The sequence below is a fragment of the Tychonema sp. LEGE 06208 genome (assembly GCF_015207505.1).
Classification (GTDB): Bacteria; Cyanobacteriota; Cyanobacteriia; order Cyanobacteriales; family Microcoleaceae; genus Microcoleus.
On sequence record NZ_JADEWT010000009.1, the window covers coordinates 36,454 to 50,497 of the forward strand.

Below are 14,044 nucleotides of genomic sequence, written 5' to 3' on the forward strand. Positions count from 1 at the left end.
CCCTCCACAGGCAGGAGTCCTAGTTCCTAAGACCCATACTTTTTCTGGCTACACGCTCCGTTTAGCTTGGTTTTCGCCTAGGAGGATAGTGGTCAAGATAGTGCAATTGTATCACTGATTCGCTATCGCTCAACTTGTTTCTGGTTCGTTTTCATCCCGTCACCCACCTGAGTACAGGTAGGGTGCGGGACTTCCCACTCACATTCAGTTAAATTCTTGGGTGGCCGGTCAGGCCCTGATTGGGGTCGTAAATACCAGGTGTAGTATCAACGCCGGGAGTGCCGGGAGCGCCGTAATCTGCGCGAGCGCCATCGACGCTGGGAGAGTCGTAGATGCTCCAATCCTGAATGCCGCCGCGGCTCAAAATCTTTTCAGCTCTGGCGATTTCTGCTTCGCTACCGTCAAGCAGCACCAAATAATCTCCCCTTGCCACCCGATCGCTGTATACTCTAGCTTGCTCTTCAGGAATTCCCAAACCGACCAAAGCTCCGAGCAAACCGCCTGCCGCCGCACCCAAAGCAGTACCGGCAAGTGTAGTGGCGATCGCCGTAGCGGAAGCTCCTGCCAGCATAATCGGCCCGATACCAGGAATTGCCACCAGGCCCAGACCCACCAACAAGCCCGTCAAACCGCCCAAGGTGCCGCCTGTGAGCGCGCCCTTGGTCGCCCCTTCATCAGCCTTGTTGTCGGCGCTGTCGTGTACGTCAATCCCTGCGATGTCGCCTTGAGAATCAGCATCTTTAGCGATCACCGAAACCCGATTCATGTCAAAACCCGCTGTTCTGAGTTCTCCCAGGGCGTGCTCGGTCTCGCGGCGGGTTGAAAATACCCCCACAGCGCGCTTGTCGTGGGTCGAAGCTCTGCGGCCGGTGTGTGTCGGCACATCGTAAATGCCCCAATCCTGAATGCCCCGCACGCTCATAATTCCTTCAGCAGTGGCAAGTTCGGCATCTGTTCCTTCTACGAATACCAAATATTCTCCGCGCGAGAGGCGATCGCTATAAACTTTAGCTTTGTCTTCGGGAACGCCCAAACCTATTAAGCCGCCCACCAAACCGCCTGCTGCAGCCCCAATCGCACCTCCGACTACAGTATCGGCCAGCAGAGTCGCGATCGCGCCCCCCGCCATGATCGGGCCAACTCCCGGAATCGCCAGCGCCCCAATGCTGCCGAGCAACCCAATCAAACCGCCCGTCACGACTCCCGCCGTCGCGCCAGCTTTCGCGCCGCCGCCCACTTTCTCATCGGTGCTCTTAGCAGTGCTAGCGCCCCCAATTTCGTTCCCATTGAGACTTTCCCCAACTACCGAAACTTTATTCATCGGAAACCCGCTACTTTGCAGTTCCAACAGGGCTAGTTCCGTATCGCGGTAATTAGAAAAAGATCCTACAGCTCGCTTGTTTTGACCTAAAGCCATTTTTTTGTCCTTCAAAATAAACTACTTTTACACAACTACAGAATTTATGCTCTGCTTGCTACCATTAATCACATTTATTCATTTTTTTCGACATTTTTCATCGGTCGCTGGGAATAACTTCGCCCTCTTTCTTCAGGCGGATTTACCCTGATTTTCAGGAATTGGAAATCTGAAATTGGGAATGGGAAATTGCAGGTATTGCACGAGTTTTGAGTTGGGAGTTTTGAGTGCGTGAATCTTAAAACTTTTAACTTAAAACCCCGTTACCCACAAGGAAGAGTCACCTAAGCATTGAGAGCCGCTTTTAAAAGCACTTTTAAAACTCCCAATTTTCCGTTTGCTCTCTTCCTTCTTTCCCTTTTCCTTCTTTTTACCCGCTCGCGACTTGTGAGCCAGCATAGCTGAAGCAAGCCCAAGGGCCTTATTGCTTCTTCCTGCTAATTTATTACTTAGGCGATGCAGGTGCAGCCGGGGCAACAGTAGCCGTAACGTTCACCATTTTGACACCCTTAATTTCTTTAGCTAGCGGCTCAATTTTAGCTAAATCTTCTTGATTGGGAACAGTGCCAGCTACGGTGACAACCCCATCTTTGGCGTCCACAGTTAGCTGACCTTTAGTGATGTTCACTTCCAACTTGGAGCGAACTTCACTTTGGAGGTCGCCATCGGCTCTGATGGCATCGCCTCCAGTCACGTTGTTGCGCTGTTCTCGGGCTCTGATATCAGCATTTGCTTGGTTTTTGCGAATGTCGCTAGTGGCGTCGGACTGAGTTTTTTTAACCGTCTCCGCTGGGGGCGGGCTGGCGGCATTTTCTGTGGTGGTGGTAGAATTAGGAGCGTCAGCACTTGTTTTAGCTCCATCGGTACAAGCCGCAGCTCCAAATAATAGGAGAGCGCTGATGACAATTGGTGTTAGTTTGTTCATAAGATCTAATAACCTCCGGGTAAGCTTTCGATGAGTCTAGACTTGGTTGAGCACTGCGCCGCGCCTGACAGAATCTGTGTTGGCTACGTAGTTTGTGCTTATTGCGGAAAAATCCTTATCTCAAATATATAAATTTGAGGAAGTTCTTACATCGCTCTACAGGTGTAAATTCTATATTATAAGTTACGCAATTGTCACGCTACCATCAACTTATAGGGTACGTCAGACGCATTATTAGATCGAGATCATCAGGGTTTGGACTTCCGGGGCATCCTACTAATTCTGCCATTTGCGTAAGTGGTGTATGTATTTCGTTAGATAGATGACAAAAAACAAAACAATGTGTTGCGTCCTGTTTAACTTGTAGCAAGTTCGAGCCAAATATCGGGTATTGACCGATCGAGTTATCAATCCCCCAATCTAAAATCCTCCAATCTAAAATTATCACCTTTTTGAGAAAAAATATCATTAGTTATAAACCCACTATTCCTCAAAAGCCCGATCGTTCTCGATATTTTTCGTTGCCAAAGTCAATATTTTCGTGCAAACAAAGTTGAAAAGCCTCAATTTTATTAATAAATTCGATCGTCGCCACTCCCAACTAATTTTTCCCTCCCACCTCGAACCTATTACCCACTTCGGCTAAATTCGTTAAACGCCACAAACAATTACTTGCCTATTTTCTGGCTTCAAAACAAACGAAAAGAATCAAGAAATTTTTGAGCGTTTTCTGGTTTTGAGGTAGTCGCAACCAAGCCGTAAACGCGGGTTTCCACCAAAAATACTTGGCCCACACCTACAGGTGCAGCCGGAGAAAGCGGTTGAAACTCAAACTCTTTTCCCGGATAGCTGCCGAGGGAAATATCCCGCACTTGCAGCAATTTAGCATTTTCCCCCACAACAAAGAAATCAACGGCATTATTTAAAGTAATTTTGATATTATTATTACTATTATTGTTGCCGATCCGAAAATCGAGATCGAAGTATTGAAGTAAATAACTGTCTTTGTTTTTTAATACAGACCTGTAGGTATGAGCGATAATTTGAGTTGAAAAAGTTTCGGCATTAATTTTAGGATTTCCCGGCATATCGATCGCAAACAAACCCATCGCCGAGCAAAACGGCTGCCACTCTGGCATCTCCAAAGCAGGCCGCTGCGGGGCGGCTTGAGCTTTTGCCAAAGTGGCAAACTTGACAGGGAATATCAGTAATGTAGCAGTAACTAAGAATAAATGCAGCAATTTCATTTGGGTAAAAATTATATTTGCCCGATCGATCTGCGCTAGCCTAGAAAGATATCCGCAAACGAGGGATTTATGCTGAATACTATATTTACTCAACGACAACGCAAGTCGATCGGGCAAGCCAAAACCAGTAAAACCAATAAAACCAATATACTCTTTGGTGTAAAGACTGGGCTGGCCCTGTGTCTGCTAGCTGCTGTCACAGCTTGTGCAAACAGCCCCAACAGCAAAGCACTCGAAGAATCTTTAGCCGCCGATCCCAAATTACAACAAAATCCAGTAGTTTTATCTCCCCCGCCTCCTCCGCCAGCAGTCGAAACCAGCACAACCGCCAAACTTCCTCCCGACTTCCCCACCGAGATTCCACTCTATCCTAACGCTCAGTTAATCGAAGTTGGCGGGCAAACCGATCCGTCGCCAAAAACTGTGCGGCTGCGCTGGGAAAGCACAGATCCGATTAATTCAGTGCAGAACTTTTACACCAAAGAATTTGGGCGCAGCAACTGGCAAATAGTCAGCAGCCCCAGCGCCGACGAACCAGGTACTTTAGTCGCAACGCGAGATAATTTGCGGGTAACAGTGTCGCTTTCTCCTACTCAAAAAGTAGGGGGTTCTACAGAATTTGCGATCAATTATAGCAAAGAGAGTTCAGAAATTGCCAGCAGTCCCCAACCTAACAATTCCGAGTCTAGCCCATCTCCCACCGCTTCACCAACTCCATCTAACTCAGAGGAAACTACCCCAGCGCCATCAGCTTCGCCAAAATCAGCAAAAGTTAGCGAATTAGACAGCCAAATTCCTCAACAATTGCGCCAGTATGTGGCAGATTTGGCTCAGTTGGAAGTGCTGAAAGTGCGATCTACAGAAAATGCTAACTTAGAAACTAACAGCACTTTGCCCAAACCCAACAAAATTATCACCCGCCGCGAATACGCCCGCTGGTTAGTAGCAGCAAACAACCAGATTTATGCCAGCCGTCAAGGCAAACAAATTAGATTAGCAGTAGACTCTAGCGAACCCGCCTTTTCTGACGTATCCAAAACAGACCCAGATTTTTCAGTAATTCAAGGTTTAGCAGAAGCAGGTGTAATTCTGAGTTCGCTTTCAGCAGACACTAAAGATGTGAAATTTCGCCCCGATGCACCTTTAACTCGCGAAACAATGATTCTTTGGAAAGTGCCTTTAGATACTCGTCAAATTTTACCGACAGCTAACATAGACGGAGTGAAAGAAAAGTGGGGTTTTCAAGACGCTTCTAAAATTGACTCCCAGGCTTCGCGGGCAATTTTAGCTGATTTTAACAATGGAGATTTGGCAAATATTCGCCGAGTTTTTGGTTTTACAACTTTGTTTCAGCCGAAGAAATCGGTGACTCGCGCCGAAGCTGCCGCTAGTTTGTGGTATTTTGGCGTTCAAGATGGGGGATTGTCAGCTAAAGATGCTCTGCAAGCAAAGTCTCAACCTACCCAGTAAAGTTGTTTGAGTGTTTCAAAGTTCACACAAAGCCTCTACTTATTCTGAAGCAAGTTCGATCGTTCCGACTTAGGTTCTCAGCAAAAGAAGCACCCAAGTCAGAACCATCGAACCTTTTTGATTGCGGTAGTCACCGCAGTAGAAAATTCCCGTTTCTGTAATTTCTGTGCGCGAGTCACAGTCACAAATCCTTTCAAAAACCGTACATCAACATCTTTCTGCTTGAACGGCGCACGCTGCGGGATCAATTGTTTTCCCTCAGTCTTCATTTATGTATCCTCCGACACAATTTCTGGGAATTCCGAGAAGATTTTGTACGTATTTTAACCAACAGTTTTCAATCCTCTCAGTAGGACTCCGGATGCGGTAGCGGCCTTAACGATAAATGAAAAAGAGTGTTTGAGCTCTGGGAGAGCGTTTTTTAATGTACGATATGACCCGATTCACCCCGCAAGACATGGCGAAATGCAGCTTAGTCCTGCGCCAGCTAGGTAGAAATACAGCTAGTATGGAGGCTTGCAGCCAGAAAATTGTTAAATTTATTTATCAACATTTTTGCAGTTCGGAAACAGGAGAAAATAGCTGTGTTTTGGTGCGTTTGTTCAAAACTCATCCCTACGGCGAATTAGAAGACTCATTGCAACAATCTGTCCGCCGTTTGATGAACAATAATTCCCCTGCATCCGACATGAAATGCTGGACTTTGCTAGCAGCAGCAGGCTCCCAACCGCAGTGGAATTCTCGGCATACAGCAGCCCAAAATACTGCTATTGGGTTAGTTAGCGCCGAATTAGTAGCCGAAATGCCGGCGATTTCGGCAATAATCCGGCAGTTTGGTTTAGACATTCCTACAGTCATCGGAACCCAGCCAGAAAGGTTTCTGCAATTAGAACCCGCAGTATTAAATATTTTTCACGTTTCAGAGGCAAAAGGCAGTCTCTTGATTCCCGAACAAAAATCTTTAATTATTCCCTACCAAGTCAAATCTGTGTTGGTATTTGGGGGACTTCTGCCGTCTGGGAGTTTGTTTGCTGTAGAGATTTTCCTGAAAGTTAAAATTTCACAAAACACGGCCCAAATGTTTAAACATTTAGCACTGAGTGTCAAAACAGCTTTGTTGCTTAGTGGTGAAAAAGTTGTATTTGATTCCTCAAACACTGCGGCAAAATCGGGCATCAATAATGATTTTCACGAAACTCAATTTCTGGAATATCAAATTTCTAATTTGATTCAATTGCTGGATTTTTCAGAACAAGAAATGCTCAGACAAGCCTCTCGTTTTCAACAGATAATTGATAAGTTGCAACGCGAAATTGCCGATCGCAAAAACAAGGAACAAGCTTTGCCACTAAGTCAAGAGTCATTCACGGGTATCCTCAATGTTCCCAATGATGGTATTGTTCGCCTTGAGGAAAATCAAGGAAGTCAGCGTTTTGATCGAGGAGACGAACAGATTTAACTCAACTTCTGTTGTTAAAATAGATTCGCAGCATGGGAATGCAATTTTTTAGAATCTTAGATTGATGTTTGAGGTGAATTTCAAAATTATAATTAGCTTCGTAGGCGTGAATCACGTTCTGGGAAACTTGTTTTTTGCAGCAAGAGGAAATAGCCCGACCTTGGCTCAAATATCAATAATTGTTCTTGGATATTGGGAGAATTGCTCGACTCCGCAGCAGTCATTTAAAAGCACTTCTATAAATTCTCCCTCTAGGCTTTTTTTTGCAGGGACGTTTACTTGATACCGCTTTTTTTGCACAATTAATTATTTTAGCAATTGAAAGCTAGCAAATATAGCCTTGCTCATAAAGATGAGGTACTATCCGGCATAGGGCTCCGTGGGCATAGGACTATACTCACTTTTGTTATCGCCGCTATATGTTGATTTTTCACTAATTTTTGGGCTATGATTTTGCGCTGCATTAGTTGCGCTAAATCTTTGAAAAATAAAGCCATAATTTACTTTGTCGTTACTGTCAAAATAACAACATTTCGGAGGGTTTGAACTCTCAGGAGTAAATCTGCTTTAATGTATGTCAAAATGCGATTCCAAACGCGGGAATAAAAAATGTTAGAGTTCGATCGCCTGTTTCAAACAATCGAAGAATTAGTCATGCTGCACTCGCCCAGCGGTGTAGAGTCGGAAATTAACCAGCGGTTGATGGAAAAATTCGCCGCTTTGGGTGTGAATGCTTGGATCGATCGCGCGGACAATGCGATCGCCCTAATTCCTGGCCGCAATCCCGAAAGGTCGATCGCCATTACGGCCCACAAAGACGAAATTGGGGCGATCGTCAAAACCATAGGCGATCGCGGCCGCGTGGAAGTCCGCAGATTGGGCGGCACGTTTCCGTGGGTTTACGGCGAAGGCGTTGTCGATTTGTTGGGCGACAAGCAAACAATTAGCGGCATTCTCAGCTTCGGAAGCCGCCACGTTTCTCACGAATCTCCCCAAAAAGCTCAGCAGGAAGATGTTTCTCTCAAGTGGGAAAATGCCTGGATTGAAACCAAGTGTACCAGGGAGGAATTAGCCGAGGCGGGCATTCGGCCGGGAACGCGGATGGTGGTGGGAAAGCACCGCAAGCGCCCGCTGCGGTTGAAGGATTGGATAGCGAGCTACACCCTGGACAACAAGGCTTCTGTGGCGATTTTGCTGGCTCTGGCCCAATGTTTGCAAGAGCCTGCGGTGAATGTTTATCTGGTGGCTTCGGCGAAGGAGGAGGTTGGGGCGATCGGGGCTTTGTATTTTTCGCAGCGCCAGCCGTTGGACGCGCTGATTGCTTTGGAAATTTGCCCTCTAGCGCCAGAATACCCGATCGACGATGGCGAAAAGCCGGTTTTGCTGGTTCAGGACGGCTACGGAGTTTACGATGAAGGATTGAACGCCCAATTGCGCGCAGCCGCCGCCGCAGCCGATGTGGAGGTGCAGTTGGCGGTAATTAGCGGTTTTGGGAGCGATGCTTCGATCGCCATGAAGTTCGGCCATGTAGCCCGCGCGGCTTGTTTGGCTTTCCCGACGCAGAACACCCACGGGTTTGAAATTGCTCACTTGGGGGCGATCGGCAACTGCGCCAGCATCCTCAAAGCTTACTGCGAGCAGCTTTCGGACGACTAGAAAAAAAACTTTCACAAAGTAGTTGACAGATTGGGAAAAATTAGTTAAGGTAATAAAGGTGCGGAACACAAGCAAACGCAGCGAAACGCGCCCCCATCGTCTAGAGGCCTAGGACACATCCCTTTCACGGATGCGACGGGGATTCGAATTCCCCTGGGGGTATTAAAAATCTAACTCTGATATCAAATTGATATCTAGCAACTGGTAAAGGCAAAAACCCGAACCCACACGCTAGGTATCATTTTTGCATTTGGGGTGGGTGAGAAACTTAGTTTTTGATTAAGGGTAAGCTGTTGCTCATATAGATTGTGTATGGCGATTGAGGGGGAGAGGGTCCGATGGGGATCGGGGGAGAGAATTTGACGATTTTTGATTGTCATCAAAATATACAATGTTTATTTGCACAACAGCTTACAAATCTTGTTCTATTAAATCAATCAATTCAAGAATATTTATTGAACAGCTAGGTTCAACATTTGACTCTTCGCCAATATGAACATGATGGGGAAAATTGGGTAAGTTCGGGAAATGTTCGACATTATCCCACCGCTTCCGTAAAGTTTACTGAGTTTCATCCATCCACTGATATCGATAACTTTCGCTAATGCAACGATTATCGAGAACGGTAAAAAATTCTACAACTTCTAAAAAATCGCCATTCTTGAGGGTTAACCGATCGCGAAAATAGCCGCTTTCGAGCAAGGTTCGTTCTTTAACAATCGCCACAGTTATGACTGCAGGGCTTGCCAGCAATTTAGCTTTGATTTCTGTGAGATACTGGGCTGATATCATGCTTGGGAGTTAGAGAGCAGAATCTGCAAGCGTTCTCGCACAGAACACGACATTTGATAGAAAGAACTCCACTCGATAAAATCGATATCATCTCCTAATTCTCCAGCCCGAAATTTTTGGTTAAACTCAGGGGATGGCATTTGATACTGAGTTTCAAATTGCTGTAAATCAGTTTCTAGTTCTGCCGCTTGTTGTTTAGCAACGGCAATTTCGTGGGCGATGATTTTTGAGAGTGAAAGTTCTACAACTTCGCTGACTTCGCCTCGGTTATAGAGTTTTTCTAAAATTTTGAGCTGTTCTAGAATTTGATTTTTGGTGGCCATTGCCTAGTGGTGGATAATTTGGCTTGAATTTAGTTTAACTTAATTTTATTTGAATCTGGAAAGGGCGATCGCACGCTCCATCGGAAAACTATTTTTTTGAGACTAGCGGAAACCCTATTCCCAATTCCCCATTCCCCAGCATATTTATTTTTCAGCGATTTGATCGAGCTTTTCCTTCACCAACAAATCTAATAAAAAGCGCAGCGCAAATAAGCCGCCGCATCCCGCAACAGCAAAAGCCACGATCGCCCCCGTTTGATATCCGCCCACCAGCAGCACCGCACCCGACAGCACCGCAAAACCAGTCACACAGGCAAAAATTAGAGTTTTCAGAGCTAGGTTGATGCGTTTGAGGGCGCGATCGCTCGAACTATTTCGCACTCTAATTTGCAATTCGCCATCTTCGATTCGCTGCTCCAAACGCTTGAGGAAAACTTGCGATTTGCTCGGGCTTTGCAATTTGTAGGTGATAAAAGCTCGGGCTTGTCTGGCTAATTCTGCGATCGCACTTCCCCGGCCCTTACTCACAGCAATACTCTTGACAAAAGGCTGAGCGGATGCTAGGAAATTGTAGTCAGGGTCAAGAGTTCTAGCAATGCCGTCGAGAGTTGTCAGAGACTTGACAATAAACATCATTTCTGCAGGCAAGCGAAACGGTTGCTGCTCGAACATAATGTAAAGTTCGTTCTTAATTTCATTAAAAGCTTGAAAGTCGATCGGCTTATCAATAAACTTATCCAACAAAAAAGTAATCAGCCTCCGCACCGGCATCATATCCGGCATCGGCTCAACTAAGCCGATCGTCATTAAAGTATTGAGTACCTCATCAGTATCTTTTCTGAGCACCGCAAAAAAAGTATTGACCATTTGGTCTTTAGCCAGAGACTTCACCTCAGCCATCATCCCAAAATCGTAAAAAATCAACCTACCATCTTCTGTCACCGCCAAATTGCCCGGATGCGGGTCAGCTTGAAAAAAGCCGTCAATTAATAATTGCTTCAAGTAACAGCAAATCCCCACTTGATTGAGCTTAGCAATATCTACTCCCATCGCTTCTAAACTCAGGCGATCGTCCACCTTAATGCCGGGTGCGTATTCTACAGTCAGAATTTTTTTAGTAGTATATTGCCAGTAGACTTTAGGAACAATAATCTGAGGATATTCTTGAAAATTATGGCTGAAGCGATCGGAATTTTTACCTTCTTGCACGTAGTCAATTTCTTGATATAAAATCTTAAAAAACTCGTGATAAATAGATTCCAAATCGTACTTGCGCGTCGCCGGAAAATAGCGATCGCAAAAACGCATCACTTGGCGCACCGCCTTCACATCTAAATCGAATAAACTTTCTAAACCCGGACGCTGCACCTTGACAACCACATCTTCCCCGGTGTGCAGCCTCGCCTTGTGCACCTGTCCCAGACTCGCCGCAGCAATGGGAAACGGGTCAAAATCGCGGTACAAAGCATAAATATCTTTGCCTAATTCTGATTCTACAAGGGCGATCGCCTCTTCGGAACTAAATTCAGGAACCCGATCCTGCAACTGTTCGAGTTCCTTGACATACTCCAGCGGCAGCAAATCTGCCCTCGTCGAGAGAGACTGGCCGATTTTGATAAAGGTGGGGCCCAAATCCAGCAAAGTATTGACCAACCAATGGGCGCGAATTCTTCTAGTTTGAGGAGAATTATTTTGCAGCAGTCCATCCCACCACAAAAAAAACATAAACTTTGCCGCCGCAGCAAAAACGTCTATTTGTCGTGCCAGGGGCGAATATTTAGAACGCTGCCAACGCAGGAGTTTTGGTGCAGCTTTTGTTAGCATAATATTCAGGTTCTAGTTCCATGCAGCGCGATAATTTTTTAGGGCTATTATATAGCATAGAAACCTGCTTCGACGTACAAAAAGACGCGTTGCAGGCTTTTGAAAAATTTGAAAAACCCGGTTTATGCGGTCAAAAATGGATGATAAACTAAGGAACTAAAATTTAATAATTTAAACACCTCCTCCAGTCCTCTATCTCCTATAGAACCTGTTTAAGAGCGGACTTAATTCCGCAGGCGCGAACCTGTTTAAGAGCGGACTTAATTCCGCAGGCGCGAACCTGCTATTGAGACAGGAAACCTGACAAACAATTTTAAAAGCAGGATTTACTAGGTTTGCGAGATTTTCCAATCTCCGAATCAAGGCAAGTCTTCGCCTGTTTGTTGCCAATTAAGCGTTGCTTTTCTACCTAACTATTCTTCTAGTTGACAGAGCTCCGCTGGAGATTTTAGCAGAGTCAGAGTAAAAGATGTGCGCCACAAGTCGCCAGCTTCAGAACTTTCTGCAGGAGAGCTAGACACCTCGATCGTACCATTCAAGTGCTCTACTAAACACTTTACCAGCGCTAGACCCAAACCCGTACCCGCGATCGCTTGGTCAGTAATGCCAGTCCCGCGGCGGAATTTGTCAAAGATGTGGGGTAAATCAGCAGCAGAAATGCCGCGCCCGAAATTAGAGAGGCTCAAGACAATGCAGTCACCAGCCTCAGATGCCTCCAAAATCACCGCACTTCCAGCAGCCGAGTATTTGCCAGCATTCGTCAGCAGTTCCAGCAGCACCCGCTTGAGACTGTCCGGGTCGGTTTGCAGCGAAGGGGAAGACTTCGGCAAATTTACCTTCAGAGTCAATCCCCTATCCGCCCAATTTTTTTCAAAATCCCCAGCTAAATCTTGAATTAAATGCTTGAGATCGATTTCGATCGGAGCAATAGGGACTTGCTGCGGTTCAAACTGCTTGAGAGCCAGCAAATCGTTAACCAGAGCGGTTTGCTTAGAACACTGCTGCTCTAGAATGTCGAGATACTTAGCCCGACTTGCTAAGGGCTGTTCGGCTTGTTTGAGCATCAGAATCGCCAGCTTCATGATGGTTAAAGGGGTACGCAACTCGTGACTCATTGTACTGAGAAACTCGTCTTTCATCAGTTTCAATTTGCGTAGTTGCTCTCGTTGATTGGCAGATTTTGCGTACAGTTTTTCCTGCACGTCGAGACTTTGTTGCAACTGAGCGGTTCTATCTTCGACTAGGGTTTGCGCTTGCTTGAGTTTCTGATTTTGGATAATCGCCTTGCTGACTCGGAAGCAGACTGATTCGAGCACTTCCAATTCTTCAGGACTCCAAGGGCGGGGCTCGGAGTGCTGCAACACCAAGAACCCCAAGACGGTTTGCTCTTTGTTGGTGTCGGTGAGGGGAACTAGCAATAGGGCGCGAATGTCTTGGAGTTTCAAGATTTCTGCGAGTTTCTCTGGTTCGTTGCCGATTAATTCGCTGGCGTCAGCGAGGGTGAGGGGTTTGGGTGCGGTGTGGAATGCTCGATCGCACAAATTAGATTCCGACAGCCAAAAAGCGGGAGAATTCTTTGATTTTGAATCGGAGATTTGAGATGTGAAATTAGCTGTTTTTTCTAAATTTTTTGTTTTCCCACTCGCACTTTGTTTGTGGATCTTATTTGATTTTATTGTTTGTTTATTGGCACTTTTTTTAACAGCGAATTCGCAAACCAATTCGACTTTTGCTTTGGGCGTTTGAGTCAGGGAAGATGTTTCTAAGAGGGGGTCTGTATATTTCAACAGCAGGATTTGACCTCTATCTACTTGCAGGGTATCGACGGTACGTTCAATAACTCGCTGCAAAATTAGATCTACTTCTGAACTCGTCTCCATCGCTGCGGCCACAGACTTGAGAAGATTTTTGTATTGAGCTTGTTGCTGTAACTGTTGTTTTAAAATGGCAATTTCTTGATTTTTTTGAATGTGACAAATCGCGATGCCGATCGCGTCTGATACTGCTTCTAGGCGCTTTTTGTCGGCGGCCGACCACTCGTGAGGTTGCGACTTACCAACAACTATTATCCCATTTACAGCTCCTCCAAATCGTGCTGGGCCTGCCAAAATTGCCCTCCCAGACAGCGGTGTCGCGGGGGAATTGGGCGATGAAGCTGCTGCAGTATCGAGATAGTCTGATATCGCCACTATCTCGCCCTCTGCTAGGACTTTGGCCAGGAGTGGATGGTCGAGTGATATGTTGGGCGATTCTAATTTGGTGGTTTGGGACTGTTCCGCTGTTTGAGTTGAATCCGCTGCGACAGGGGCAGGATTTGGGCGATCGCTCTTATTTTCCCAGCAAGCATTGGGATTTATTAGTTTCTGGTTAGCTACAGCAGCAACCAAACAGAAATCTACCCCCCATGCAGCCCCCAAAGTATTTGCTATTTGCAGGAGGATTTCTCGATCGATGCTGGTAGCGAGAATTTGGTAAAATTGCGGCCCATTAAGGGCGGGATCGACCTGATACTGCATAAGACGATCCAGAAATTTTGGGACTGATACTGGTTCTGTGATTTGTGGTAGATGCAAAGTGCAAGACTGGCGATCGGTCGATCGGTCGATCGATCTGAATAACGTCTTGATTTCCCTGGCGATCGATCATGGCAAATAAGCCTTTATTTTTAAATAGTGTTTGAGCTGGCTCGCGCTGCAAATAGAACCTATCAATCACAGTCAGCTTAACTGTTATGAGCCTGCTTTCTGTGTTTGTGTAGCTTGCGGGCGGGTCATTGTCTGTAGGAAAATATACCTCAAGCGGATCGAGTTTTATTTTGCTGTTTTCTACCCTTTACCCGATCGGGATAAATCCCATCCCACTAATTTTCATGCCCCCAAAAACGGGTACTTACTTTCCGACACTTTTGTCATGGAAATCCCAAGATTTTAG

Annotated in this window: 10 protein-coding genes, 1 tRNA gene and 1 pseudogene; 4 read left to right on the forward strand and 8 right to left on the reverse strand. The window is 45.9% G+C overall.

All coding sequences use genetic code 11. The annotated features are described in order from the left end of the window. Positions 1 to 208: 208 nt before the first annotated feature. The 3 genes from IQ263_RS04170 to IQ263_RS04180 all read right to left on the reverse strand — a co-directional run bounded on the left by IQ263_RS04170 (position 209) and on the right by IQ263_RS04180 (position 3,589). Positions 209 to 1,417 (reverse strand): general stress protein, encoded by a 1,209-nt coding sequence (locus IQ263_RS04170; protein WP_194066309.1) that lies wholly within the window; start codon positions 1,415 to 1,417, stop codon positions 209 to 211. A gap of 445 nt (positions 1,418 to 1,862) precedes the next feature. Beyond that, positions 1,863 to 2,342, reverse strand: coding sequence for a BON domain-containing protein (locus IQ263_RS04175; protein ID WP_194066310.1), 480 nt, complete (start codon positions 2,340 to 2,342; stop codon positions 1,863 to 1,865). 689 nt (positions 2,343 to 3,031) lie between these two features. After that, positions 3,032 to 3,589: a hypothetical protein gene (locus IQ263_RS04180; protein ID WP_194066311.1), complete on the reverse strand. Its 558-nt coding sequence runs from the start codon at positions 3,587 to 3,589 to the stop codon at positions 3,032 to 3,034. 69 nt (positions 3,590 to 3,658) lie between these two features. On the opposite strand from IQ263_RS04180, the gene IQ263_RS04185 reads away from it, so the two are divergent. The 4 genes from IQ263_RS04185 to IQ263_RS04200 all read left to right on the forward strand — a co-directional run bounded on the left by IQ263_RS04185 (position 3,659) and on the right by IQ263_RS04200 (position 8,336). After that, positions 3,659 to 5,059, forward strand: coding sequence for an S-layer homology domain-containing protein (locus IQ263_RS04185; RefSeq protein ID WP_194066312.1), 1,401 nt, complete (start codon positions 3,659 to 3,661; stop codon positions 5,057 to 5,059). Between the two features lie 424 nt (positions 5,060 to 5,483). After that, positions 5,484 to 6,518, forward strand: coding sequence for a histidine kinase (locus IQ263_RS04190; protein ID WP_194066313.1), 1,035 nt, complete (start codon positions 5,484 to 5,486; stop codon positions 6,516 to 6,518). Positions 6,519 to 7,127: 609 nt separating this feature from the next. Further along, complete coding sequence (locus tag IQ263_RS04195) at positions 7,128 to 8,174, forward strand: M42 family metallopeptidase (protein ID WP_194066314.1); 1,047 nt, start codon at positions 7,128 to 7,130, stop codon at positions 8,172 to 8,174. A gap of 89 nt (positions 8,175 to 8,263) precedes the next feature. After that, a tRNA-Glu gene (locus tag IQ263_RS04200) sits at positions 8,264 to 8,336 on the forward strand. Positions 8,337 to 8,585: 249 nt separating this feature from the next. Here IQ263_RS04200 and IQ263_RS29730 read toward each other — a convergent pair. The 5 genes and pseudogenes from IQ263_RS29730 to IQ263_RS04225 form a co-directional block, all read right to left on the reverse strand. Next, positions 8,586 to 8,966, reverse strand: a pseudogene (locus IQ263_RS29730) (toxin-antitoxin system TumE family protein). Then, positions 8,963 to 9,289, reverse strand: a complete 327-nt coding sequence (locus IQ263_RS04210) for a hypothetical protein (RefSeq protein ID WP_194066315.1) — start codon at positions 9,287 to 9,289, stop codon at positions 8,963 to 8,965. Before IQ263_RS04210 ends, IQ263_RS29730 begins: the two are co-directional and overlap by 4 nt. A gap of 144 nt (positions 9,290 to 9,433) precedes the next feature. Further along, positions 9,434 to 11,113 carry an ABC1 kinase family protein gene (locus tag IQ263_RS04215; RefSeq protein WP_194066316.1) on the reverse strand — a complete coding sequence of 560 codons (1,680 nt, stop codon included), beginning with the start codon at positions 11,111 to 11,113 and terminating at the stop codon, positions 9,434 to 9,436. Between the two features lie 413 nt (positions 11,114 to 11,526). Next, the gene (locus IQ263_RS04220) at positions 11,527 to 13,629 is read right to left on the reverse strand and encodes a sensor histidine kinase (RefSeq protein WP_194066317.1); all 2,103 of its coding nucleotides are present in this window, start codon (positions 13,627 to 13,629) and stop codon (positions 11,527 to 11,529) included. After that, positions 13,601 to 13,810: a hypothetical protein gene (locus tag IQ263_RS04225; protein WP_194066318.1), complete on the reverse strand. Its 210-nt coding sequence runs from the start codon at positions 13,808 to 13,810 to the stop codon at positions 13,601 to 13,603. The genes IQ263_RS04220 and IQ263_RS04225 overlap by 29 nt, the downstream gene beginning before the upstream one ends. Between the last annotated feature and the right edge of the window lie 234 nt (positions 13,811 to 14,044).

Coding starts and splice junctions, on each gene's coding strand:
- IQ263_RS04185 (WP_194066312.1), top strand. CDS start 3,659: ATGCTGAATACTATATTTACTCAACGACAACGCAAGTCGATCGGGCAA.
- IQ263_RS04220 (WP_194066317.1), bottom strand. CDS start 13,629: ATGCAGTATCAGGTCGATCCCGCCCTTAATGGGCCGCAATTTTACCAA.
- IQ263_RS04215 (WP_194066316.1), bottom strand. CDS start 11,113: ATGCTAACAAAAGCTGCACCAAAACTCCTGCGTTGGCAGCGTTCTAAA.
- IQ263_RS04190 (WP_194066313.1), top strand. CDS start 5,484: ATGTACGATATGACCCGATTCACCCCGCAAGACATGGCGAAATGCAGC.
- IQ263_RS04180 (WP_194066311.1), bottom strand. CDS start 3,589: ATGAAATTGCTGCATTTATTCTTAGTTACTGCTACATTACTGATATTC.
- IQ263_RS04210 (WP_194066315.1), bottom strand. CDS start 9,289: ATGGCCACCAAAAATCAAATTCTAGAACAGCTCAAAATTTTAGAAAAA.
- IQ263_RS04175 (WP_194066310.1), bottom strand. CDS start 2,342: ATGAACAAACTAACACCAATTGTCATCAGCGCTCTCCTATTATTTGGA.
- IQ263_RS04195 (WP_194066314.1), top strand. CDS start 7,128: ATGTTAGAGTTCGATCGCCTGTTTCAAACAATCGAAGAATTAGTCATG.
- IQ263_RS04170 (WP_194066309.1), bottom strand. CDS start 1,417: ATGGCTTTAGGTCAAAACAAGCGAGCTGTAGGATCTTTTTCTAATTAC.